Below are 22,666 nucleotides of genomic sequence, written 5' to 3'. Positions count from 1 at the left end.
CGTTAGGCGACCGAGACAGAATGGGCGAGCCTGTATGCAGTCCAGCGCATAGGGTAAGAACCACCCGACACCGGGACCCACGTTCATTCAGGCAAGGGAGCAACATGAACGCATTGAGGGGCTCGCGACCCGCGAGGATCTTCTCCGCGGCGGCGATGATCGGCGTCTCCGCACTCGTCATCGCCGGCTGCAGCAGCACGCCGTCCGAAGAGCCGAGCGGAGACGGCGACAACAAGCCAGCGGCCGACCTGACGCTGAAGCTCGGATCGCTGCTTCCGCAGACCGGTTCGCTGGCCTTCCTCGGTCCGCCCATGGAGTCGGGCGTCGGCCTGGCCGTGCAGGAGATCAACGAGGCCGAGGCGGGCGTCACGATCGAGATGACCAGCGAGGACGAGGGCGACACTGACACCAAGGCGTACGAGACCTCGATCACGAAGCTGCAGAGCGAGGGTGTGGCCGGCATCGTCGGCGCCGCGTCCTCTGCCGTGTCCAAGCTGATCCTGGATGGCAACATCGGCGCCGGCATCATCACCATCTCGCCGTCGAACACCTCGCCGGACTTCACCGAGTGGGATGACAACGGCCTGTACTTCCGCACCGCACCGAGCGACCTGCTGCAGGGCGAGGTCCTGGGAAGCGTGATCGCCGAGGACGGCCACAAGTCGCTCGGCATCATCTACCAGAACAACGCCTACGGCACCGGCCTGTTCGATGCCATCAAGACGACGTTCGAGGGCACCGGCGGTGAGGTCGTCGCCGACGCGTCCTTCAACATCGGTGACGCGCAGTTCGACGCGCAGGTCTCCGAGGTCATGGCGGCCAACCCCGACGCGATCGCGGTGGTCTCCTACGACGAGTTCAAGACGATCGCGCCGCTGTTGGTGAACGCCGGCTTCGACCCGAGCAAGTTCTACCTGGTCGACGGCAACCTGTCGAACACGTACGACACGGAACTGCCGGCGGTCAAGCTCGAGGGCGCGAAGGGCACCAAGCCCGGTCCCGCACTCGAGGACGACTTCACCGACCGTCTCCAGGCGTACTGGACCGGCGAGGGCAACAGCGAGGTCGAGGACTTCACCTACGCGGCCGAGGCATACGACGCGGTCGTGCTGATGGCGCTCGCGTCGCTCGCGGCAGGCTCCACCGAGGGTGTCGACATCGCCGAGAAGATGCAGGAGGTCTCGGGCGGCTCCGGCGACGGTGAGAAGTGCACCAGCTTCAAGGAGTGCGCGGAGATCATCAACAACGGGGACGTCGCCGACTACGACGGCTACTCCGGCGACATCACGTTCGACGAGAACGGCGACCCGAAGGGTGCCGCCATCGGCGTCTTCCAGTACGGCGCCGACAACACCTACGAGCGGATCAACTGATCCGACTCACAGCGAGGGCCTCCGGATGCTGCATCCGGAGGCCCTCGTCGTATGCGCGGAGCGATCAGGCGGCGTCGGTGCCGAGCGTGCCGAGGTAGAGCCCGATCACCTTCGGATCGTTCAGCAGATCGCGCCCGCTGCCCTCGTATGCGTCCCTGCCCTGGTCGAGCACGTACCCGCGGTCGCAGATCTGCAGGCAGCGGCGGGCGTTCTGCTCCACCATGATGGTCGTCACGCCCGCCTTGTTGATGTCGGAGACGCGGATGAACGCGTCGTCCTGACGGACGGGCGAGAGGCCCGCGGACGGCTCGTCGAGCAGCAGCACCGACGGGTCCATCATCAGCGCGCGCGACATCGCCACCATCTGGCGCTCGCCGCCCGACAGTGAGCCCGCGCGCTGGTTGAGACGTTTGCCGAGTTCGGCGAAGATGCCGGTGACGAACTCCAGCCGCTCGTCATAGATCTTCGGGTTCTGGTACAGGCCCATCTGCAGGTTCTCGGCGATCGTCAACGACGGGAACACGTTGTTGGTCTGCGGCACGAACGCGACGCCACGGCGGACCAGCTTGTCGGCCTTCAGCCCAACGATGCTGTGGCCGTTCACGGTGATCTCGCCGCTGCGGACATTGACCAGGCCGAAGATCGCCTTCAGCAGCGTCGACTTGCCGGCCCCGTTCGGGCCGATGATGCCGATCAGCTCGCCCTTGCGGGCGACGAGGTTCGCACCGTTGAGGATGTTGACTCCGGGCAGGTAACCGGCGTGCACGTCGGTCAGCTCGACCACGACCTCGTGGTCGGACCTGGCCGGCGAAGCGGCATCCGTCATGATTCGTCCTCCTTCGGACTCTCGAGCTCGGCCTCGGCCTCGGTCTCGATCTTCTCGCGCAGTCGACGCGCGTCAGCGTCCTCGATCACCGGCAGTCGCCCGGTGACCGCACCCAGGTCGACGTCCTGGTGCGCGCCGAGGTACGCGTCGACCACGGCCGGATCGTCCATGACCTCCTCGGCGGGACCCTCGGCGACGACGCGGCCCTCGGCCATCACCACGACCCAGTCCGCGATGTGACGCACCATGTGCATATCGTGTTCGACGAACAGCACCGTCATGCCCAGGTCCTTGAGGTCCAGGATGTGATCCAGCAGCGACTGCGTCAGCGCCGGGTTCACGCCGGCCATCGGCTCGTCGAGCATCACCAGGGTGGGCTCGCTCATCAGCGCGCGCGCCATCTCGAGCAGCTTGCGCTGGCCGCCGGACAGCGACGCCGCGAAGTCCTTCTCCTTGGCGTCGAGCTTGAACCGCGTGAGCAGCTCGCGGGCGCGCTCCTCGATCGCGGCCTCCCGCTTGCGCCACAGGAACGGGAACAGGCTGGGCCAGAACTTCTCGCCGAGCTGGTCCTTCGCGCCGAGCTTCATGTTCTCCAGCACGGTGAGCAGCGACAGCGACTTGGTCAGCTGGAAGGTGCGCACCTGACCCATCCGGGCCACCTTGAACGAGGGGATGCCGGCCAGCTCGGTGCCGTCGAAGCTCCACGTTCCGCTGTTGGGGCGGTCGAACCCGCACAGCAGGTTGAACAGCGTGGTCTTGCCGGCGCCGTTCGGGCCGATCAGTGCGGTGATCGCGCCGCGCGGGATCTCGAGGTGGTCGACGTCGACCGCGGTGAGACCGCCGAAGCGGCGCTCGACACCGTCGATCACGAGGATCGGGTCGACTTTGGCCACGCCAGGGGCGGCGGGTCCCTTCGCCAGCCCGGTCGTCTTCGGCCGGCGGATGCTGCCGGTCGGGGTGTTCTCACTTGACAAAGGTCATCTCCCTCTTGTCGCCGAGGATGCCCTGCGGGCGGAAGATCACGAGAAGCATCAGCGCGATGCCGATGAAGATGTTGACCAGGGTGGCCGCCTGGCTGTCGGACATCGGCAGGTATCCGGCCTTGGCCATCTGGGGCAGCAGGTTGGCCATGAACGCGAACACCAGCCAGAACAGCACGGCGCCCAGCGTGGGTCCGAGGACGGTCGCGGCGCCGCCGAGCAGCAGGATCGTCCACAGGAAGAACGTCAGCGACGTGGTGTAGCTGCTCGGCACCACGGCACTGGGCAGTACGAAGACGATGCCGCCGGCGGCGCCGATGACGCCGCCCACGATCAGCGCCTGCATCTTGTACGCGAACACGTTCTTGCCGAGCGACCGCACCGCGTCCTCGTCCTCGCGGATGCCCTTGAGCACTCGCCCCCACGGGCTGCGCATCAGCGCCCACACCAGCAGGACCGCGACGACGAGCACGATGAGCCCGAACACCCGGTTCCACAGGTCGTTGGCGTTGTACGTCCACGGCCCGAAGCCGTAGGTGCCCTGCGGGAACGGATTGGCGTCGCGGAAGCCGCCGTTGTACTGGGCGAGGCCGTCGGCGGAGTTCGTCCACTCGTCGAACAGCTGCGTGGTGAACAGCAGCCGCACGATCTCGCCGGCCGCGATGGTCGCGATCGCGAGGTAGTCCGCGCGCAATCGAAGGGTCGGGATGCCGAGCAGCACTGCGAACAGGGCGCCGGCGGCGAGCCCGATGAGCATGCCGACCCACCAGGGCGCGCCGAACGTGAGTACCGAGATCGCGTAGCCGTAGCCGCCGAGCGCCATGAACGCCGCCATGCCGAAGTTCAGCAGGCCGGCGTACCCGAAGTGCACGGCCAGGCCGGTCGCGGCGAGGGCGTACGCCAGGGTGACCGGGCTGAACAGGTAGACGGCGGTGTTGGAGAAGATGGTTCCGAAGTCCATGGCGATCAGCCCAGCCTTTCCCTGCGTCCGAGCAGTCCCTGTGGCCTGACGAGCAGGATGATGATGAGGACGACGAGCGCGCTCGCGTACTTCAGGTCGGACGGGATCCAGAGGGTCGAGACCTCGACCGCGATGCCGACGATGAGCGAGCCCAGCAGGGCGCCGAACGCGGTGCCCAGGCCGCCGAGGGTGATGGCGGCGAAGATCAGCAGCAGCATCTGCCCGCCCATGTCCCACTTCACGCCGGGGCGGAAGTACGCCCACAGGATGCCGGAGACCGCCGCCAGCACGCCGGACAGGATCCAGACGTAGCGGATGACCCGGTCGACGTCGATGCCCGACGCCGCCGCGAGCTGCGGGTTGTCGGAGATGGCTCTGGTGGCCTTGCCGATGCGGGTGCGGGTGAGGAAGTACGCCACACCGAGGATGACGGCGACGCTGACGCCGATGCCTATCAGGTCGATGTAGGACAGCGCGACGGGGCCGAACCGGATCGGCTGGGGGCTCGCGCCCGGCAGCTGACGGGTCGCACCGCCGATGAAGTACTGGAACACGTAGCGCAACGCCAGCGACAGGCCGATGCTGACGATCATCAGCTGGACGATGCCGAGGCCACGGTGGCGGAGAGGGCGCCAGAGCGCGGCATCCATCGCCCAGCCGAACAGCCCGCCCCCGATCACCGCGGCGACGATGCCGAGCCACAGCGGCAGGTGCCAGAAGGAGGTCATCACCAGGGCGACCAGCCCGCCCCAGGTGACCATCTCGGCGTGCGCGAAGTTCGACAGCCGCGTGGTGCCGTAGATGAGGGCAGCGCCCATCGACGCCAGCGCGAGCAGCAGACCGAAGTTCAGCCCGCCGACCAGTCGCGAGAGCAGCTGATCGATGAACGAGGTGGTGATGCGTTCCCCCTCGCCGAGGAACAGGTTGACGATCTTCGTGCCGGTCAGCCCGAACTCCACCTCGAACGAACCGGTCGTCCCGGCGATCGGCTGGGTGCCCTCCGGAAGAGTGGCAGGGTCGACGATCACGCCTTCGGGGAGCGTCTCCTCGTCGACGGTCAGCGTGTACCTGTCCTTCTCCGGCACGTACAGGCGCCACTTGCCTTCGGCATCCGTCTCGGTCTCGGCCTCGAAGCCGCCGCCCTCGATCTTCATGACGACGCCCTCGATCGGCTCACCTTCGAAGGTGATGTTGCCGCCGAAGTAGTAGTCGGTGATCTCCTGGCCGTCGTCGGTCGTGTCGGCGTACGCCGAGCCGGCCGGCAGGCAGAGCACGATGAATGCGGCCGCGAGTGCCGCCAGCAGCGCGAGCAGCCCGTGACGGGGGCGCTGAAGCGCCGTTGATCTGAGTCCCACGCATCCTCCACATCGAGTGCACACGGCGCGGCCTCGGGCGGCCGTCCGGGCGATGGACGTCGCACTGAGCGTAACCCGCCGGATGACCGATCGCACTCATCCGTGGCCGTATCGGAATACCGGGAGTGTCACGGCGTTTAGAATCTATGGAAACGCGGACTCCCCGGCCGCCGTCCCCAGCGCACTCGCCCACGACCGCGCCCCCCGGCGCAGAGGAGCTTTCATGGAGCAGCACGACCCGTTCGGTTTCGTCGGACTCACCTACGATGACGTGCTGCTGCTTCCCGGCCACACCGACGTCATTCCGAGCGAGGCCGACACTTCCTCGCGCGTGACCCGCCGGATCTCGGTGGCCACGCCGCTGCTCTCCAGCGCGATGGACACCGTCACCGAGGCGCGCATGGCGATCGCCATGGCGCGCGAGGGCGGCCTCGGCATCCTGCACCGCAACCTGTCGATCGCCGACCAGGCCGCGCAGGTCGACCGCGTCAAGCGCAGCGAATCGGGCATGATCACCGACCCCATCACCACCCGCCCCGACGCGACCGTTCAAGAGGTCGACGCGCTGTGCGCGAAGTACCGCATCTCCGGTCTTCCCGTCGTGGACGAGGACAACCGCCTGCTCGGCATCATCACCAACCGCGACATGCGGTTCGTGTCGGGCTTCGAGCGCCAGTCCACGCTCGTGAAGGACGTCATGACGTCGGAGAACCTGGTGACCGCTCCCGTCGGCGTGGCCGCCGGCGAGGTCATCGCGCTGTTCGCTCAGCACCGCGTCGAGAAGCTGCCGCTCATCGACGAGGACGGCCGCCTCGCCGGCCTCATCACCATCAAGGACTTCGACAAGAGCGAGAAGTACCCGCTGGCCACCAAGGACGAGCACGGCCGCCTGCGCGTCGGCGCCGCGATCGGCTTCTTCGGCGACGCCTGGGAGCGCGCCGAGGCGCTGCGGGATGCCGGTGTCGACGTGCTCGTGGTGGACACCGCCAACGGGCAGTCGCAGGGCGTCATCGACCTGGTCAAGCGACTCAAGGCCGACTCGTCGTTCGACGCGATCGACATCATCGGCGGCAACGTCGCGACCCGTGAGGGGGCGCAGGCGCTGGTGGATGCCGGCGTGGACGCCGTCAAGGTCGGCGTCGGCCCCGGCTCGATCTGCACCACCCGTGTCGTCGCCGGCGTCGGCGTGCCGCAGGTCACCGCGGTGTACGAGGCGGCGAAGGCCGCCGGTCCCGCCGGTGTGCCGGTGATCGCCGACGGCGGGCTGCAGTACTCCGGCGACATCGCCAAGGCGCTGGTCGCCGGTGCGGATGCCGTCATGCTGGGCTCGCTGCTCGCCGGGACCGACGAGTCGCCGGGCGAGATCGTCTTCCAGGGCGGCAAGCAGTTCAAGCAGTACCGCGGCATGGGCTCCCTCGGCGCGATGCAGACCCGCGGCAAGCAGACCTCGTACTCGAAGGACCGCTACTTCCAGGCCGACGTGCCCAGCGACGACAAGCTGATCCCCGAGGGCATCGAGGGCCAGGTGCCCTACCGCGGTCCGCTGTCGGCGGTGGCGTACCAGCTGGTCGGCGGCCTGCGGCAGTCGATGTTCTACGTCGGTGCGCGCACCATCGAGGAGCTCAAGCAGCGCGGCAAGTTCGTGCGCATCACGCCGGCCGGGCTCAAGGAGTCCCACCCCCACGACGTGCAGATCGTGGTCGAGGCCCCCAACTACAAGCGCTGACCCCCGCGTTCTCCTCTTTCCCCGGGTTTGGGGCGGATTCTCGCGTTTGGGGCGGGGGAGACCCGCCCCAAACGCGAAAACCCGCCCCGGACGGCCCGTGTCGGGAGTGAGGGAGGGGTTTTGGAGGACGGGAGCCGGGGGTAGCGTGCGGGGTATGTGCCGCAGCATCCACACCCTCCACAACTTCGAGCCGGCCGCGACCTCCGAAGAGGTGCACGCCGCCGCACTGCAGTACGTGCGCAAGATCGCCGGGACGACCAAGCCGTCGAAGGCCAACCAGGAGGCCTTCGATCGCGCCGTCGCAGAGATCGCGCACGCCACGCAGCACCTGCTGAACGATCTGGTCGCCACGCGTCCTCCGAAGAACCGCGAGGAGGAGGCGGCGAAGGCCAGGGCCCGCGCAGAGGCCTCGGGCCGTTACGCCGCGTGACATTCGGTTTCACCGTGTGACGGGACGTTTCTCGTCATGACGACGCCGCGTGCACGGCATCCGCTCGTCTCGCTACGGTCGCGACATGACTCTTCTCCAGGACCAGACCGCAGCCCTTCCCGACGTGACCGCCGAGGAGCGCGCCGAGCGCCTCGCTGCGGCCGGCGCGGCGTGGAACGAGCGCATCGCGAAGAATGCCGGCAACGCGCAGCTCACGTACACCGTGACCGGTCGCGGCGTCGGCGCCGTGGGCACCGAGATCCGCGCGGGACGGCACCGCTTCCTCGTCGACGAGCCGGCCGGCCTCGCCGGGGATGACGCGGCCGCGAGCCCCGTCGAGTATGCGCTCGGTGCGCTGATCTCGTGTCAGGTGGTCGTCTTCCGGCTGTATGCGCAGGCGCTCGGCCTGACCATCGACGACATCGAGGTGACCGCCCAGGGCGACCTCGACGTGCGCAAGCTGTTCGGCATCGACGAGTCCGGCCGTGCGGGCTTCCACGACGTGCGCGTGGCCGTCGAGATCACCGGACCGAACACCGTCGAGGAGTACGACCGGCTGCGCGCCGTCGTGGAGGAGCACTGCCCGGTGCTCGACCTGTTCGCCAACCCCGTCCCCACCTCGGGCCGCCTGGCCTGACCTCCCTCACCGGCCCCCATTCGGGTTTGGGGCGGATTCTCGCGTTTGGGGCGGGGGAGACCCGCCCCAAACGCGAAGATCCGCCCCAAACGGCTCAGAGCGGCATCGCACTAGAGTGACGGCATGGGTTCAGGGGTGAATCGGATGCCGCGGGGCCAGGTCGCACGGTACGCGATCGGGTCACTCGGCACGGGCGGGTTCGCCACGCTCCCGGGACTCGTGCTGGTGTACTACCTCACCGACTCCCTCGGTGTCGCCGCGCTCGCCGCCGGCGCGATCGTCACCGCCGCGAAGGTGTGGGACGTGCTCATCGACCCGGTCATCGGCGGGGTCAGCGACCGCGTGCTCGCCCGCACCGGCAGCCGACGGCGGCTCATGCTGATCGGCGCGCTCGGGCTGCCGGTCGCGTTCGTGCTCACCTTCGCGGTTCCCGGCGGCCTCGGCCCGGTGGCGTCGGGCGTCTGGGTGCTCGTGGCGTTCATGCTCGCCGCCACGTTCTTCAGCATGTTCCAGGTGCCGTACATCGCCCTGCCCGCCGAGCTGACCGACGACTACCGGGAGCGGACCCGCATCCTCAGCTGGCGGGTGGTGCTGCTGACCGTCGCCATCCTGCTGTTCGGCGCCGGCGGGCCCGAACTGCGCGCCCTGTTCCCCGACGACCCGCTGCTCGGCTACCTCGTGATGGCGATCGGGGCCGCGGCGGTGCTCGCGATCGGGCTGCTGGTCGCCTGCACGGTCGCCCCGCAGCGCCCGCTGCTGCCGGTACGCGCCGGTGCGTCGATCGCCACGCACTACCGCAACGGCATCCTCGTGCTGCGGGAGAGCCGTCCGTTCCGGGCGCTGCTCGTCACCTTCATGCTCCAGGGACTCGCGACCGGGCTGATGCTCGCGGCCGCCCAGTTCGTGGCCCGCTGGATCCTGAACGACGAGACCGCGGTGACGGCCCTGTTCCTCGCGCTGATCGCTCCGGCCCTGCTGATGGCCCCGGTGTGGAAGCTGATCGCCGACCGCGTCGGCAAGGAGCGCGGCTTCCGTCTCGCCACCGCGCTGTTCCTGCTCGCCACGATGGTGCTCGCGATCATGGTGTGGGCGCCCGGCTGGTGGATCCTCGCGCCGGTCGGACTCGCCGGCGCCGCCTACGCCGGCATGCAGACCCTCCCCATGGCGATGCTGCCCGACGTCATCGCACACGACCACAGCACCACCGGCGGCCAGAACCGTTCCGGGGTGTTCAGCGGCGTGTGGACGGCGGGCGAGACCGCCGGCATGGCCCTCGGCGCGACGGTGCTGTCGATCGTGCTCGCGCTGACCGGCTACATCGAGACCACCGCCGACGTCGAGGCGGTGCAGCCGGCCGCCGCCCTGACCGGGATCGCGGTGTCGTTCAGCCTCGTCCCCGCCGTTCTGCTGGCGCTGAGCCTGGTCTCGCTCGCCCGTTACCGGCTGCGCGAGCAGGACATCATCGGCACGTCGACGTTGCGCATCCCGGTATGAACGCGGAGGCCGGCGGCGTCCTCGACCGGCTGCGGCGACTGCGCGCCGCCGACGCCCCCACCCACGGCGGCAGGGTGCTGTCGTACGTGTACGACCCGGGCCGCGACGACCTCGACGCGCTCGCCGACGCAGCTGCGTCGCTGGCGCGGCCCGTGAACGCGCTCGACCCCACCGTGTTCCCCTCCGTCGCGGCGATGGAGCGCGACCTGGTCGGCTTCACCAAGCGGATGCTGCACGCCGGCCGATGCGTGGTGGGCTCGGTCACCAGCGGCGGGACGGAGAGCTGCCTGCTGGCGGTGAAGACCGCACGCGACCTGTGGCGCGCCGCGGGCGGGGACGGGCGGCCACGGCTGGTGGCGCCGGTCACCGCGCATGCGGCGTTCCAGAAGGCGGCGCGGCTGTTCGACCTGGATTGGGACCCGGTGCCGTGCGGGCCCGACGGCGCGGTGCGCCTCGAAGACGTCGTGGCGCGGTTGGGACCGGACGTGGCGCTCGTCGTCGTGTCGGCGCCGGCCTATCCGACCGGTGCGCTCGACCCGGTGCGCGCGGTGGCCGGAGCGGCGCGGGCGCGGGGCATCGCCTGTCACGTCGACGCCTGCTTCGGCGGGTTCGCGCTGCCGTGGTGGCCGGAGCTTCCGGCGTGGGACTTCCGCGTGGCGGGCGTGACGAGCGTGTCCGCCGATCTGCACAAGTTCGGCTACGCACCGAAGGGCATCTCGGTGCTGCTGCACCGCGGCCGGCACCGCCAGCGCGCCCAGTTCTTCGCCACCACCCGATGGCCAGGGTACCCGGTCGTGAACCCGACGCTGCTGGGCTCCCGGTCGGCTTCGCCGCTCGCCGCCGCGTGGGCGATCACCCAGCACCTCGGCCGTGCCGGGTACGCGGAACTCACCGCGGCGATCGTGCGGACGGCATCCGGCATCCGCTCGGCCGTCGATGCCATCCCGGGTCTGGTCATGCTCGGCGACCCGGTCGGCCCGGCGCTGGCGCTCGCCGCCGACGCGACGGTCCCCGCCGCCGGGCGCGTCGACCCGCACCACCTCGCCGACGCGCTCACCCGGCTCGGCTGGCGCGTGCAGCACCAGCCCGGACTACGGCAGCCGAACGGCATCCGGCTGCCGCGCACCGCGCACCTCACCCTGACGCCCGTGCTGGAGCGGTCGCTGCCGGAGTTCCTCGGGGCGCTCGCGGCGGCATCCGATCAGGTGCGCGGTCGCCCGCCCGCCGATGCCGGGGCACTGGTCGGGATGCTGGCCGCGCTCGGCTACCGTGAGGGCGGCCGCGTGCCCGGTCCACGGGCGGCGTGGACGCTGCTGCGCCTGGCCGGGGTCGGCCGCGACACCGCCGACCGGCCGATGGCGACGCTCATGGCGTTGGTGGAGGCACTGCCCGCCCCGGTGGCGGAGGCGCTGCTGTCGGAACTGCTGGCCCGGCTGTCCCAGCCGCGCTGACATGCGCCCCGCGCCCGCGCCGCGCGTCCCGCAGGCTCGCGATCCCACCCGGACGCCGTCCGGGGCGCCCGCTAGGGTGGAAGGGTGAGCATGGACATCGAGATCGGCCGGGGCAAGCGCGCCCGCCGCGCGTACACGTTCGACGACATCGCGGTCGTGCCGTCGCGGCGCACCCGCAACCCCGAGGACGTCTCGACCGCCTGGTCGATCGACGCGTTCCCGTTCGACATCCCGGTGCTCGGCGCGCCGATGGATTCCGTCGTGAGCCCGCGCACCGCCATCATGCTCGGCAAGCTCGGTGGCCTCGGCGTGCTCGACCTCGAGGGCCTGTGGACGCGCTACGACGACCCGGAGCCGCTGCTCGACGAGATCGCATCGCTGCCCGAGGACCAGGCGACCGTGCGCATGCAGCAGCTGTACTCCGAGCCGATCCGGCCCGAGCTCATCAAGCAGCGACTGGCCGAGATCCGCGAGGGCGGCGTGACCGTCGCGGGCTCGCTCACCCCGCAGCGCACACAGGAGCTGTACGAGACCGTCGTCGCCGCCGGTGTCGACCTGTTCGTGATCCGCGGAACCACCGTGTCCGCTGAGCACGTCTCCAGCGTCGCCGAGCCACTGAACCTGAAGAAGTTCATCTACGACCTCGACGTGCCCGTCATCGTCGGCGGCGCGGGCACCTACACCGCGGCGCTGCACCTGATGCGCACCGGCGCGGCCGGCGTGCTCGTCGGTTTCGGCGGGGGAGCGGCATCCACCACCCGCGCCACCCTCGGCATCCACGCCCCGATGGCGACCGCCGTCTCCGACGTCGCCGCGGCGCGCCGCGACTACCTCGACGAGTCCGGCGGACGATACGTGCACGTGATCGCGGACGGCGGCGTGGGCACCTCCGGCGACATCGTCAAGGCTCTCGCGATGGGAGCGGATGCCGTCATGCTCGGCGTCGCCCTCGCCCGCGCCACCGACGCGCCGGGCCGCGGGTACCACTGGGGCGCCGAGGCGCACCACCCGCAGCTTCCCCGCGGCCGTCGCGTCGCTGTGCAGGGCATCGCGACGCTCGAGGAGATCCTGTACGGTCCCGCCCCTGTCGCGGACGGCACCGCGAACCTCATCGGCGCGCTGCGCAAGTCGATGGCGACGACCGGCTACTCCGACCTGAAGGAGTTCCAGCGGGTCGAGGTCGTGCTCGCGCCCTACGAGCTGGGATGACCGCACCGACCCCCGATCCCGCGGCTCTGCCGGAGTTCCCGCCGACGCTGCGCGAGGTCATGCTGCGCGCCCGTTGGCTCGGCACGCTCGCACTGTGCCTGGTCGTCGCCGGCGTGTTCGCCTGGCTCGGCCAATGGCAGCTCGGCCGCGCCATCGACACCGACCCGCCGGAGCCCGGCGCCACGGAGAAGGTCGTGCCGCTGACCGACGTGGTCGAACCCGGCGAGTACCTGCCGGAGGCGCGCGGAGGTCAGCGGGTGCACACCTCCGGCACCTGGGTGCCGGAGGACTTCATCGTCGTCTCGTCGCGCTTCAACGACGGCGTGAAGGGGTACTGGGTGACCGGGCAGCTGCGGGTCGCCGAGCGCACCTCGATCGCCGTCGCGCTCGGGTGGGCTCCGACGCGGGAGGAGGCGGATGCCGCGGCATCCGCTCTGTCGCAGGCCGGCGCCGCACAGACCGAGGTGGTCGGTCGCGTGATCGACGACGAGGGCGTCACCGTCCCTCCGCGCGACGATCCGTGGGAGCTGAGCCGCATGTCGCCGGCGGCGCTGCTCAGCCGCTGGCACGACGTGGAGCAGCTCGACGTGTACCGGCCGTATCTGGCATCCGTCGAGGCGCCCGCCGGACTCACCGACATCTCCTCGCCGGCGCCGGTCGAGAAATCCCCGATCAACTGGCTGAACATCTTCTACGCGGCGGAGTGGGCGGTGTTCGCCGGGTTCGCGTTCTACCTCTGGTACCGGCTCGCGAAGGACCAGTGGGAGCGCGAAGTCGAGGACTTCGAGGACGCCACGGCCTGACCGAGGCCTCCGCCCGGTGACGATCCGGTGACCGGATCGGGAACGCTCTTGCCCGATGTTGGAGGACCGCTCTAGGGTCACACTCGTACGTGCGCGCACCCGCGCGTTCGCGCGACGGCGGCTTCACGAGATCCGCCGCCCACACCACCGAGGAGACAGCACCGATGATGTCCGCCCCCGACGAGAACCGCCGCGTTCTCGCTTCGCACCGAAACCGGGGGCGCACCATCGCCCTCTCCGCGACCACCGTGGTCACCCTGTCGTTGGGCTGCCTCGCGGCGGCCCCCGCCTACGCCACGCCCGCCGGCGACGCCGTCGTGATCAACGAGGCCTACCTCTCCGGAGGCAGCAGCGGCGCCGCGTTCACCCACAAGTTCGTGGAGTTGTACAACCCCACCGACGCACCGATCACGCTGGACGGCATGTCGTTGCAGTACCGCTCGGCATCGGGGACGGCCGCGTTCACCGGCGTCGTGCCGCTGAAGGGGCAGATCCCCGCGGGCGGCCACTTCCTCGTGCAGGGCGGCAGCAACGGCGCCAACGGCGCGGCACTGCCCGCCCCCGACGCCACCGGCAGCCTGAACCCGAGCGGCAGCGCGGGCACGATCGCGCTGGTCGAGGGCACCACCGCGGTCACGCTCCAGACCGGTTCGGTGGCGGGGGCGGACGGCGTCATCGACGTGCTCGGCTACGGCACCTCGAACACGTTCGAGACCGCCCCGGCGACGGCCCCGGCCGGCAACACCGACGTGAAGTCGTTGAACCGCGCCGAGGGATCGGACACCGACAGCAACGCCGCGGACTTCGACCTTTCGGCATCCATCACCCCGCAGAACTCCGGCGCGACCGACCCTGGCAGCGGCGAGGCGCAGAAGGCGACCATCGCCGAGGTGCAGGGCACCGGCGACGTGTCGCCGCTGAACGGCACTCGGGTGACGGTCGAGGGCGTGATCACCGCCGACCACCGCCGAGCCGGCAGCTATGCGGGTGTGGTGATCCAGACGCCGGGTTCGGGTGGCGCGGCGGATGCCACGCCCGGCGCCTCCGACGGCGTGTTCGTGTACTTGAACGGCAAGACCGTCCCCGGCGAGATCGGCGACCTCGTGTCGGTCACCGGAACCGTGGGCGAGCACTTCGGCCAGACGCAGATCACCCCGGCATCCCCCGACGAGGTCACCCTCGTGACGGCCGGTGCGGGTGTGCCGCAGCCCGCGCCGCTGGCGACGTCCGTCGTCGGTTCGGCACGGGAGGCGTACGAGAACATGCTCGTCGCTCCCACCGGCTCGTACCTGGTGGCATCCAGCCACGAGCTGTACAGCTTCGGCTCGCTGTGGCTGAACCCCGGCGAGCTGAACGTGAAGAGCACCGAGACGACCCGCCCCGGCGCAGAAGCGGATGCCATCGCGCAGGCGAACAGGGCCGAGCGGCTCCTCCTCGACGACGGCTTCTCGATCCGTGCCAGCAGCGCTGAGCATGTCGACGACCAGCCCTACTTCACCAAGGACGTCGTGGTTCGCAACGGTGACGCGGTCGACTTCGGCGGCAAGGGCTTCGTGCTGCAGTACGGCTTCGACGAGTGGCGCCTGCAGCCGGTGACGCCGCTCGACTCCGCCAGCCCGGCCGCCGAGAAGGTGACGTTCACGACGAACAACCTGCGGCCGGCGGTGCCGTCGGTCGGCGGCGACGTGCAGGTCGCCTCGTTCAACGTCTACAACTACTTCACGACGCTGAAGTCGGAGAACCCGGATGCCAGGGGCGCGGCGACCGCGGCGCAGTTCGCGATCCAGAAGTCGAAGATCGTCGCGGCGATCAACGGACTCGACGCCGAGATCGTCTCGCTGATGGAGATCGAGAACTCGGTCAAGCTCGGGAAGCCCGTCGACACCGCGCTCGCCGACCTGGTCGACGGGCTCAACGCCGCCGCCGGCAGCGAGGTGTGGGAGTTCGTCCCGACGCCGGACGAACTGACGGACGCCGCCACCACCGACTACATCACCAACGCGATCATCTACAAGAAGGGCGAGGTCACCCCGAAAGGCGACAGTGCCACGATCGTCGACGAGAGCGTGTGGGGCAACGCGCGCGAGCCGATCGCGCAGGCGTTCGACGTCGACGGGCGCACCGTGACGGTGGTCGCGAACCACTTCAAGTCCAAGTCCGGCGACGGCGCAGAGCCGGCTGACGGGCAGGGGCACTTCAACGCCGACCGCGTCAAGCAGGCCGAGTCGCTGCTCGCGTTCACCGAGCAGCTCGCCGCGGACAGCGGCAGCGACGACATGCTGCTGATCGGCGACTTCAACGCGTACGGGCAGGAGGACCCGATCCACGTCTTCACCTCGCAGGGGTGGAGCGACATCGCGGCCGAGAAGGCGAAGGGTCAGTACAGCTACACGTTCAACGGAGAGGTGGGCTCGCTCGACCACGTGATCGCGTCCCCGTCGCTGGCGCGCTCGATCACCGGCGCCGGGATCTGGGCGATCAACTCGCCGGAGTGGGGCGACCGCGGCTTCGCGTACCCGGCCACCGAGTCGGGCACGCCGTTCCGGTCCAGCGACCACGACCCGATCCTGGTGGGCGTCTCGGCGACCGAGCCGCCGGTCAGCATCGACATCGCCACGATCAACGACTTCCACGGCCGCATCGAGGCCGATCGCGCCTCCGCGGGCGCGGCGGTGATGGCAGGTGCCGTGCAGCAGTTCCGCGCGGCGAACCCGAACCTGATCTTCGCCGCAGCGGGCGACCTGATCGGGGCGTCGACCTTCACGTCGTTCATCCAGGACGACAATCCGACGATCGACGCGCTGAACCTCGCGGGGCTGGACGTGAGCGCCGCGGGCAACCACGAGTTCGACCAGGGTTGGGCGGATCTGCGTGACCGCGTGCAGGACCGCGCAGAGTGGGAGTACATCTCGTCGAACGTGTTCCTCACCGAGACCGGGGAGCCGGCGCTCGCTCCGGCCTGGGTGAAGGAGCTCGAGGGCGTGCGGGTCGGTTTCGTCGGCGCCGTCACCGAGGACCTGCCCACGCTGGTGTCGCCAGACGGCATCAAGGAGCTCGAGGTGCGCAGCATCGTCGATTCGGTGAACGCCGTGGCCGACGACCTGCGCGACGGCGACGCCGCCAACGGTGAGGCGGATGTCGTCATCCTGCTCGTGCACGAGGGCGCGGCGACGGTCGAACTGTCCAGCATCACGCCGGATTCGCCGGTCGGCGAGATCGTGTACGGCGTGGACGGCGACGTGGATGCCATCGTGTCGGCGCACACGCACCTGGCGTACAACCACGTGATCGACGGACGCCCCGTGGTGTCGGCCGGTCAGTACGGCGAGAACATCGGTCTGATGAACGTCAAGGTCGACCGCGAGACGAAGGAGCTCATCTCCATCGTCAACGAGATCAAGCCGCTCACCGACGGCACGAACGCGCTGTACCCGGCGGTGCCCGAGGTGCAGGCGATCGTCGACGCCGCCGAGGTCGAGGCCGACAAGCTCGGCTCGGTCAAGGTCGGCGACGTGACCGCGGACTTCAACCGGGCGCGTCAGAGCGACGGCAAGACCGAGAATCGCGGCGGAGAGTCGACGATCGGCAACTTCGTCGCCGACGTGCAGAAGTGGTCGACGGGCGCGGAGATCGCGCTGATGAACCCGGGCGGCATCCGTGCCAACCTGACGTTCGCGTCGACCGGCGCGAGCGACCCCGACGGCAACGTCACCTATCGCGAGGCGGCGACCGTGCAGCCGTTCGCCAACACGCTGGTGACGCTGGAGCTGACCGGGGCGCAGCTGAAGGCCGTACTCGAGGAGCAGTGGCAGCCGGCCGGCGCGAGCCGTCCGTTCCTGAAGCTGGGCGTGTCGAAGGGTCTGCAGTACACCTACGACCCGACGGCGGCGCAGGGGTCGCGGATCACCACCATCACGCTGGATGGGGTGCCGATCGACCTCGCGGCGAGCTACACGGTCGCGGCGAACTCGTTCCTGGCGGCGGGAGGCGACAACTTCGTCACCTTCAAGGAAGGCACGAACAAGCGCGACACCGGCAAGGTGGATCTGCAGTCCATGGTCGACTGGTTCGCCGCGAACCAGACGGCGTCGCCCGACTACGCGCAGCGCGCGGTCGGCGTGGTGCTGAGCCCGGAGGATGCCGACGGCTACAGCGCCGGTGACCAGGTGTCGGTCGCGCTGTCGTCGCTCGCGTTCAGCGCCGGGGAGCCGGCACCGACGTCGGTGTCGCTGTCGCTCGGGGATCGCGAGCTCGCGACCTCGACGATCGACACGACGGTGGTGGATGCCAGTGACGAGGTCGGTCGTGCGACGCTCGGCTTCGTCGTCCCCGAGGGCGTGCACGGGCCGCAGGCGCTCACCGTGACGGTCGCCGGGACGGGCACCACCGTTCAGGTGCCGGTGACGTTCGCGGAAGAGGCGGAGTTCGACGGAAGCGTCGAGCTGGAGTCGTCGACGGTCGCGGCCGGCGGAGAGGTCTCGATCAGCGGCGACGGATACCGGGCGGGGGAGACCGTGACGGTCGAGCTGCGCAGGAAGAAGACCGAGCCGATCGAGCTCGGAACAGTCGTGGTGGGTGAGGACGGTTCGTTCTCGGCCACGCTCGCCGTTCCGCAGGGCACCAAGCCCGGCAAGCACACCCTGGCGGTGTCGCAGGCCGACGGCGATGAGGCCACCAGAAAGGTCATCGTGAACCGCGCCCGCCGTTAGGTCTGGTCGTGGTGGAGGCCGCCGGGAGACTCCCGGCGGCCTCCGTCGTCCCCCGGTCGTTGAGCGAGGACGCCCTCCCTCCCCGGTCGTTGAGCGAGGAGCGCAGCGACGAGACGAAACGCCCCGGCGTTCCACCGGAGCCCCGGCTCCTCGGAGCGAGAGACGAAACGCCGCGCTGCCGGCGCTCGAGTCGCAGTAGCATCAACCATGGCATCGGCGAGCCCCGGATGGTACGACGACGGAACCGGAACCACCCGGTGGTGGGACGGCACGCAGTGGACGGCGGACGTCCAAGCGTGGGTGCCGCCGGACGGCGCCATCCACGTCGGCGCTGCCGCGCCGACGGGCGGGCCGGAGAACACTTCGCCGTTCCCGGCAGGCGTCGTCACGCACCGATCGCCCTCGACACCGGCATCCGCCCCCATCCCGCGTCGCACGGTGCGCGGCTGGCTTCCCGCCATCCTGATCGGCGTCACCGCCGGTCTGGTCACCGCGGTCGTCGTGAGCGCGCTCATCCTCCTCGGCCCGCTGCGCGACATGCTCGGGTCGGACGCCCCGACCACGGCCACGTCCTCGGGTGAGGACGGTGCTCCTCCCGCGCGCGAGCACACCGAGGAGGAGCTGGCCGCAGCGGCCGCCGGCGTCGAGGCCTTCACCCAGGCGTGGTGGCGATCCGACTGCGACGCGTACTTCGCCACCACCACCGAGGGATATCGGGAGATCACTGAGACCACCGACTGCGAGACGTTCTACCTCTCCTCACGCACCTACCGTGAAGGAAACGTCACGTTCAGCCTCGAGACCGTCGCGACGACGTCTGTCGGCAACGCCATCGAGGTCTCCGTCGTCGAGCACTACAGCAGCTACTTCGATGAGGAGGGCGTCCAGCAGGAGGAACCCGTCGACGTCGACGAAGCGTGGGACTACTTCGTCGTCCAGATCGACGGCGAGTGGAAGGTCGACAACTTCTTCTCGTCTACCGACTGACGCCACCCACCGACAGCGCTGACCGCACCCGCACCGGCCCCGCGGCCCGGCATACCACCAGCGCCGCCGCGACTAGACTGGACCCATGCCCGAGCCCAAAGTCGCCAGCTTCCCGGCGATCCGCGGAGCGCTGAAGTTCTACCAGATCGCATCGATCATCACCGGCGTCATGCTGCTGCTGCTCGTGGCCGAGATGGTGCTGAAGTACACGCCGATCCACCTCGAACTGTTCGCCGGCGGCTCCGGCGGACCGCTCTGGTTCGCGAAGGTCGTCGAGGGTCCGGAGGGCCTCGAATCCACCGGTGACGGAGCGAACCTCTCGCTCGGCATCCTCATCGCACACGGCTGGTTCTACGTCGTGTATCTGTTCGCCTGCTTCCGGATGTGGAGCCTGATGCGCTGGCCGTTCCTGCGCTTCATCCTGCTCGCCCTGGGCGGCGTCATCCCGTTCCTGTCCTTCTTCATGGAGACGCGCGTCGCGCGCGACGTGAAGACCTACCTCGACTCCCGAGAGGCGGCCGCCGCCTCCGTTCCCGCCACGGAAGGTGCCCGTTGACCGAACAGACCGAGACCCAGCAGCGCCCGGCGCTCGTCGTCGACTTCGGCGCGCAGTACGCGCAGCTGATCGCCCGCCGCGTCCGCGAAGCGGGCGTCTACAGCGAGATCGTGCCGCACACGGCATCCGCTGAGGAGATCGCGGCGAAGAACCCGGTGGCGCTGATCCTGTCCGGCGGCCCCTCCTCGGTCTACGAGGACGGCGCACCCAAGCTCGACCCGAAGGTGTTCGACCTCGGCGTGCCCACCCTCGGCATCTGCTACGGCTTCCAGTACATGGCGCAGACCCTCGGCGGCGAGGTCGCCAACACAGGCCTGCGTGAGTACGGCGCCACCGACGCCCACATCGCCGACACCTCCAGCACCCTGCTCGCCGGCCAGCCCGCCGAGCAGAACGTGTGGATGAGCCACGGCGACCAGGTCTCCCGTGCCCCCGAGGGCTTCGACGTGCTCGCCACCACCGACGCCACCAAGGTCGCCGCGTTCGCGAACGAGGAGCGCAAGCTCTACGGCGTGCAGTGGCACCCCGAGGTGAAGCACTCGGACCACGGCCAGGCGATCATCGAGAACTTCCTGCACCGTGGCGCTGGCCTTCCCGCCGACTGGAACAGTGGCAACGTCATCGCCGAGCAGATCGAGCGCATCCGCGCCCAGGTCGGCGACGCCCGCGTCATCTCCGCACTGTCCGGCGGCGTCGACTCCGCCGTCTCCACCGCCCTCGTGCACAAGGCGATCGGCGACCAGCTCACCGCCGTGTTCGTCGACCACGGGCTCCTCCGCAAGGGGGAGCGCGAGCAGGTCGAGAAGGACTACGTCGAATCCACCGGCGTGCGCCTCATCACCGTCGACGCCGCCGACACCTTCCTCGCGCATCTGGCCGGCGTCACCGACCCCGAGACCAAGCGCAAGATCATCGGCCGCGAGTTCATCCGCGCGTTCGAGCAGGTGCAGCGCGACCTCGTCGAAGAGGCCAAGGCCGAGGGCGGCGCTCCGGTCAAGTTCCTCGTCCAGGGCACGCTGTACCCCGACGTCGTCGAGTCCGGCGGCGGCGCGGGCACCGCGAACATCAAGTCGCACCACAACGTCGGCGGGCTGCCCGAGGACCTGGACTTCGAGCTCGTCGAGCCGCTGCGCGCGCTGTTCAAGGACGAGGTCCGCGCCATCGGCCGCGAACTCGGCATCCCCGAGGCGATCGTCGGCCGCCAGCCGTTCCCCGGCCCCGGCCTCGGCATCCGCATCATCGGCGAGGTCACCCGGGAGCGCCTCGAGGTGCTGCGCGAGGCCGACGCGATCGCCCGCGAGGAGCTCACCAAGGCCGGTTTCGACCAGACCATCTGGCAGTGCCCGGTGGTGCTGCTCGCCGATGTCCGCTCGGTGGGCGTGCAGGGCGACGGCCGCACCTACGGCCACCCGATCGTGCTGCGCCCCGTCTCCAGCGAGGACGCCATGACCGCCGACTGGACCCGCCTGCCGTACGACGTGCTCGCCCGCATCTCGAACCGCATCACCAACGAGGTCCGCGAGGTGAACCGCGTCGTGCTCGATGTCACCTCGAAGCCGCCGGCGACCATCGAGTGGGAGTAAGGGCAGAGATCGACGCCGCCTCAGGGACGTTCCCCGAGGCGGCGTATCTCGTGCTGTCGAGCCGTCTCGTCCCCGACCTCGACGGTGGATACACGATCGCGACCCTGGCCCGCGCCCGGCAGATGGCAGAGCGCGGCGCCGACGTGCAGCTGCTCACCCTCGACCCCGCGGATGCTGTCACGCACGCCGCCCACCGGGCCGAGTTCACCCGCCGGGGGATGCTGCCCGCCGGGCTCCCGCTGCGCAACCTGTTCGACGAGGCGGTGGCCCCGGCCGGCGGCGCCGCCGAGTGGCTGCGACGCACCGCGGCATCCGCTCGCCCAGTGCACGGCATCTCGCCGAACGCACGGGATACCGACGCGGGCAAGCCGTTCGGTGGGCGGCAAGCCGTGCACTCGGCGCCCGCCGCGCACTACCGCGAGTTGACGGATGCCGAGGGGCGGGCGTTCCTGTCCCTGCCGGTGATCACGGGTGACCCGGACTGGCACCTCAGTACCGCGCCGGTCCGGGTGCACGGCGCGGACGGAGCGGAGGTCGGCACGCTCCCCGGGTTCGGCGGCCTGTACCTGGCCTGGCTGCGGCACGTCGTCGCCGTCAGCGACGGACCGGTGGTCCTGATCTGCGAGTCCCGCCAACTCGGCGAGCTGATCGCCGGCTGGAGCGACCCGCGCGTGCGCATCCTGCACACCATCCACACGATGCACCTCGAACCGCCGTACACCCCCGACGCGCCGCTCAACCCGCTGTGGACGCGATGGCTCGGCATCGCCGACCGGTTCGACGCGGTGTTGTGGCCCACTCGGGCGCAGCGCGACGACGTCGTCGCGCGCTTCGGCGACGGTGCCCGGCACCTCGTCGCGCCGAACGGCATCGACCTGCCCACCGCGACCGACGACGGCGCCCGCGAAGACGGCGCCCGCGAAGACAGCGCTCGCGAGCCCGGGCTCGTCGTCAGCATGGCCCGCCTCGCCCCTGGGAAGCGCATCGACCACAGCATCCGCGCCTTCCTCGCCGCCGACGTCGACGGCGCCGTGCTGGAGATCTGGGGCGACGGTCCCGACCGCGACCGCCTCGCGGCTCTCCTCGCCGAGACGGATGCCGCAGACCGGGTGCGTCTGATGGGCGCGACCGACGACCCGGCAGCGGTGCTCCGCCGCGCCACCGTGATGGTCACCTCCACGGCGTTCGAGGGGCAGGGGCTGTCGATCGTCGAAGCGCTCGCGACCGGGTGCCCGGTGATCAGCTACGACGTCCGGTACGGGCCGGGCGACATCCTCCGCGGCGGCGGGGGAGTGCTGGTTCCCAGCGGCGACGAGCAGGCCCTCGCCGCGGCGCTTCGCGCCGTCCTGACCGACCATGAGCTGCGCGGCCGCCTGGCCCGGGAGGCGCGCACCGCGGCATCCGTCTGGAGTGCCGACGCGGCGATGACAGCCCTCGCCTACGCCGCCCGCATGGCCCTCGCGGCGCCGCCGCGACGCTGATCCGGGATTCGCGAAAAAAGTTTCCCGCCGATGTCGATCCGGCGTCTTCTCGTTCGACGTCTTCAATGAGAGGGTCGAGAGACGGCCCCTTTACAAGGAGACAGA

Annotated in this window: 17 protein-coding genes; 13 read left to right on the top strand and 4 right to left on the bottom strand. The window is 70.0% G+C overall.

All coding sequences use genetic code 11. From position 1 onward, the window contains the following. The first annotated feature begins 104 nt into the window (after positions 1-104). On the top strand, positions 105-1,373 hold the full coding sequence (locus RIF65_RS01280) for an ABC transporter substrate-binding protein (protein WP_309064626.1): 1,269 nt from the start codon (positions 105-107) through the stop codon (positions 1,371-1,373). A 64-nt stretch (positions 1,374-1,437) separates the two neighbouring features. Here RIF65_RS01280 and RIF65_RS01275 read toward each other — a convergent pair whose 3' ends face one another. From RIF65_RS01275 to RIF65_RS01260, 4 genes are read right to left on the bottom strand one after another with little or no spacing between them, the layout of a single operon-like run. After that, positions 1,438-2,199, bottom strand: a complete 762-nt coding sequence (locus RIF65_RS01275; protein ID WP_309064627.1) for an ABC transporter ATP-binding protein — start codon at positions 2,197-2,199, stop codon at positions 1,438-1,440. Next, a complete protein-coding gene (locus RIF65_RS01270) occupies positions 2,196-3,173 on the bottom strand; it encodes an ABC transporter ATP-binding protein (protein ID WP_375142104.1) in 978 nt (325 codons plus the stop codon). Before RIF65_RS01270 ends, RIF65_RS01275 begins: the two co-directional genes overlap by 4 nt. After that, positions 3,163-4,140 carry a branched-chain amino acid ABC transporter permease gene (locus RIF65_RS01265; protein WP_309064628.1) on the bottom strand — a complete coding sequence of 326 codons (978 nt, stop codon included), beginning with the start codon at positions 4,138-4,140 and terminating at the stop codon, positions 3,163-3,165. Before RIF65_RS01265 ends, RIF65_RS01270 begins: the two co-directional genes overlap by 11 nt. 5 nt (positions 4,141-4,145) lie before the next feature. Continuing rightward, entirely contained in the window at positions 4,146-5,495 is a 1,350-nt protein-coding gene (locus RIF65_RS01260) for a branched-chain amino acid ABC transporter permease (RefSeq protein ID WP_309064629.1), read from the bottom strand. Between the two features lie 223 nt (positions 5,496-5,718). Between RIF65_RS01260 and guaB the strand changes: the two genes are divergently transcribed. From guaB to RIF65_RS01200, 12 genes are all read left to right on the top strand, one after another. Then, the gene (guaB, locus tag RIF65_RS01255; RefSeq protein ID WP_309064630.1) at positions 5,719-7,221 is read left to right on the top strand and encodes an IMP dehydrogenase; all 1,503 of its coding nucleotides are present in this window, start codon (positions 5,719-5,721) and stop codon (positions 7,219-7,221) included. Positions 7,222-7,375: 154 nt separating this feature from the next. Continuing rightward, complete coding sequence (locus RIF65_RS01250; RefSeq protein WP_309064631.1) at positions 7,376-7,651, top strand: DUF2277 domain-containing protein; 276 nt, start codon at positions 7,376-7,378, stop codon at positions 7,649-7,651. A gap of 85 nt (positions 7,652-7,736) precedes the next feature. Next, positions 7,737-8,288, top strand: coding sequence for an OsmC family protein (locus tag RIF65_RS01245; protein WP_309064632.1), 552 nt, complete (start codon positions 7,737-7,739; stop codon positions 8,286-8,288). Between the two features lie 123 nt (positions 8,289-8,411). Then, positions 8,412-9,782, top strand: a complete 1,371-nt coding sequence (locus RIF65_RS01240) for an MFS transporter (RefSeq protein ID WP_309064633.1) — start codon at positions 8,412-8,414, stop codon at positions 9,780-9,782. Continuing rightward, on the top strand, positions 9,779-11,233 hold the full coding sequence (locus RIF65_RS01235; protein WP_309064634.1) for a pyridoxal phosphate-dependent decarboxylase family protein: 1,455 nt from the start codon (positions 9,779-9,781) through the stop codon (positions 11,231-11,233). Before RIF65_RS01240 ends, RIF65_RS01235 begins: the two co-directional genes overlap by 4 nt. A gap of 90 nt (positions 11,234-11,323) precedes the next feature. Next, positions 11,324-12,442: a GuaB3 family IMP dehydrogenase-related protein gene (locus RIF65_RS01230; RefSeq protein ID WP_309064761.1), complete on the top strand. Its 1,119-nt coding sequence runs from the start codon at positions 11,324-11,326 to the stop codon at positions 12,440-12,442. A gap of 59 nt (positions 12,443-12,501) precedes the next feature. Then, entirely contained in the window at positions 12,502-13,245 is a 744-nt protein-coding gene (locus RIF65_RS01225; protein WP_309064762.1) for an SURF1 family protein, read from the top strand. Between the two features lie 164 nt (positions 13,246-13,409). Continuing rightward, positions 13,410-17,954: an ExeM/NucH family extracellular endonuclease gene (locus RIF65_RS01220; protein ID WP_309064635.1), complete on the top strand. Its 4,545-nt coding sequence runs from the start codon at positions 13,410-13,412 to the stop codon at positions 17,952-17,954. Positions 17,955-18,161: 207 nt separating this feature from the next. Beyond that, positions 18,162-18,941: a DUF2510 domain-containing protein gene (locus RIF65_RS01215; protein ID WP_309064636.1), complete on the top strand. Its 780-nt coding sequence runs from the start codon at positions 18,162-18,164 to the stop codon at positions 18,939-18,941. Positions 18,942-19,026: 85 nt separating this feature from the next. After that, complete coding sequence (locus tag RIF65_RS01210) at positions 19,027-19,497, top strand: DUF3817 domain-containing protein (protein ID WP_309064637.1); 471 nt, start codon at positions 19,027-19,029, stop codon at positions 19,495-19,497. Beyond that, positions 19,494-21,080 carry a glutamine-hydrolyzing GMP synthase gene (guaA, locus tag RIF65_RS01205; RefSeq protein ID WP_309064638.1) on the top strand — a complete coding sequence of 529 codons (1,587 nt, stop codon included), beginning with the start codon at positions 19,494-19,496 and terminating at the stop codon, positions 21,078-21,080. The genes RIF65_RS01210 and guaA overlap by 4 nt, the downstream gene beginning before the upstream one ends. Beyond that, entirely contained in the window at positions 21,071-22,561 is a 1,491-nt protein-coding gene (locus tag RIF65_RS01200; protein ID WP_309064639.1) for a glycosyltransferase, read from the top strand. The genes guaA and RIF65_RS01200 overlap by 10 nt, the downstream gene beginning before the upstream one ends. Positions 22,562-22,666 lie beyond the last annotated feature (105 nt).

The sequence above is a fragment of the Microbacterium sp. genome (assembly GCF_031180975.1).
Taxonomy (GTDB): domain Bacteria; phylum Actinomycetota; class Actinomycetes; order Actinomycetales; family Microbacteriaceae; genus Microbacterium.
This window is presented reverse-complemented; position numbering and strand designations above follow the sequence as displayed.

Coding starts and splice junctions, on each gene's coding strand:
- RIF65_RS01245 (WP_309064632.1), top strand. CDS start 7,737: ATGACTCTTCTCCAGGACCAGACCGCAGCCCTTCCCGACGTGACCGCC.
- RIF65_RS01220 (WP_309064635.1), top strand. CDS start 13,410: ATGATGTCCGCCCCCGACGAGAACCGCCGCGTTCTCGCTTCGCACCGA.
- RIF65_RS01275 (WP_309064627.1), bottom strand. CDS start 2,199: ATGACGGATGCCGCTTCGCCGGCCAGGTCCGACCACGAGGTCGTGGTC.
- RIF65_RS01265 (WP_309064628.1), bottom strand. CDS start 4,140: ATGGACTTCGGAACCATCTTCTCCAACACCGCCGTCTACCTGTTCAGC.
- RIF65_RS01215 (WP_309064636.1), top strand. CDS start 18,162: ATGGCATCGGCGAGCCCCGGATGGTACGACGACGGAACCGGAACCACC.
- RIF65_RS01230 (WP_309064761.1), top strand. CDS start 11,324: ATGGACATCGAGATCGGCCGGGGCAAGCGCGCCCGCCGCGCGTACACG.
- guaB (WP_309064630.1), top strand. CDS start 5,719: ATGGAGCAGCACGACCCGTTCGGTTTCGTCGGACTCACCTACGATGAC.
- RIF65_RS01225 (WP_309064762.1), top strand. CDS start 12,502: ATGCTGCGCGCCCGTTGGCTCGGCACGCTCGCACTGTGCCTGGTCGTC.
- RIF65_RS01280 (WP_309064626.1), top strand. CDS start 105: ATGAACGCATTGAGGGGCTCGCGACCCGCGAGGATCTTCTCCGCGGCG.
- RIF65_RS01250 (WP_309064631.1), top strand. CDS start 7,376: ATGTGCCGCAGCATCCACACCCTCCACAACTTCGAGCCGGCCGCGACC.
- RIF65_RS01210 (WP_309064637.1), top strand. CDS start 19,027: ATGCCCGAGCCCAAAGTCGCCAGCTTCCCGGCGATCCGCGGAGCGCTG.
- RIF65_RS01235 (WP_309064634.1), top strand. CDS start 9,779: ATGAACGCGGAGGCCGGCGGCGTCCTCGACCGGCTGCGGCGACTGCGC.
- RIF65_RS01240 (WP_309064633.1), top strand. CDS start 8,412: ATGGGTTCAGGGGTGAATCGGATGCCGCGGGGCCAGGTCGCACGGTAC.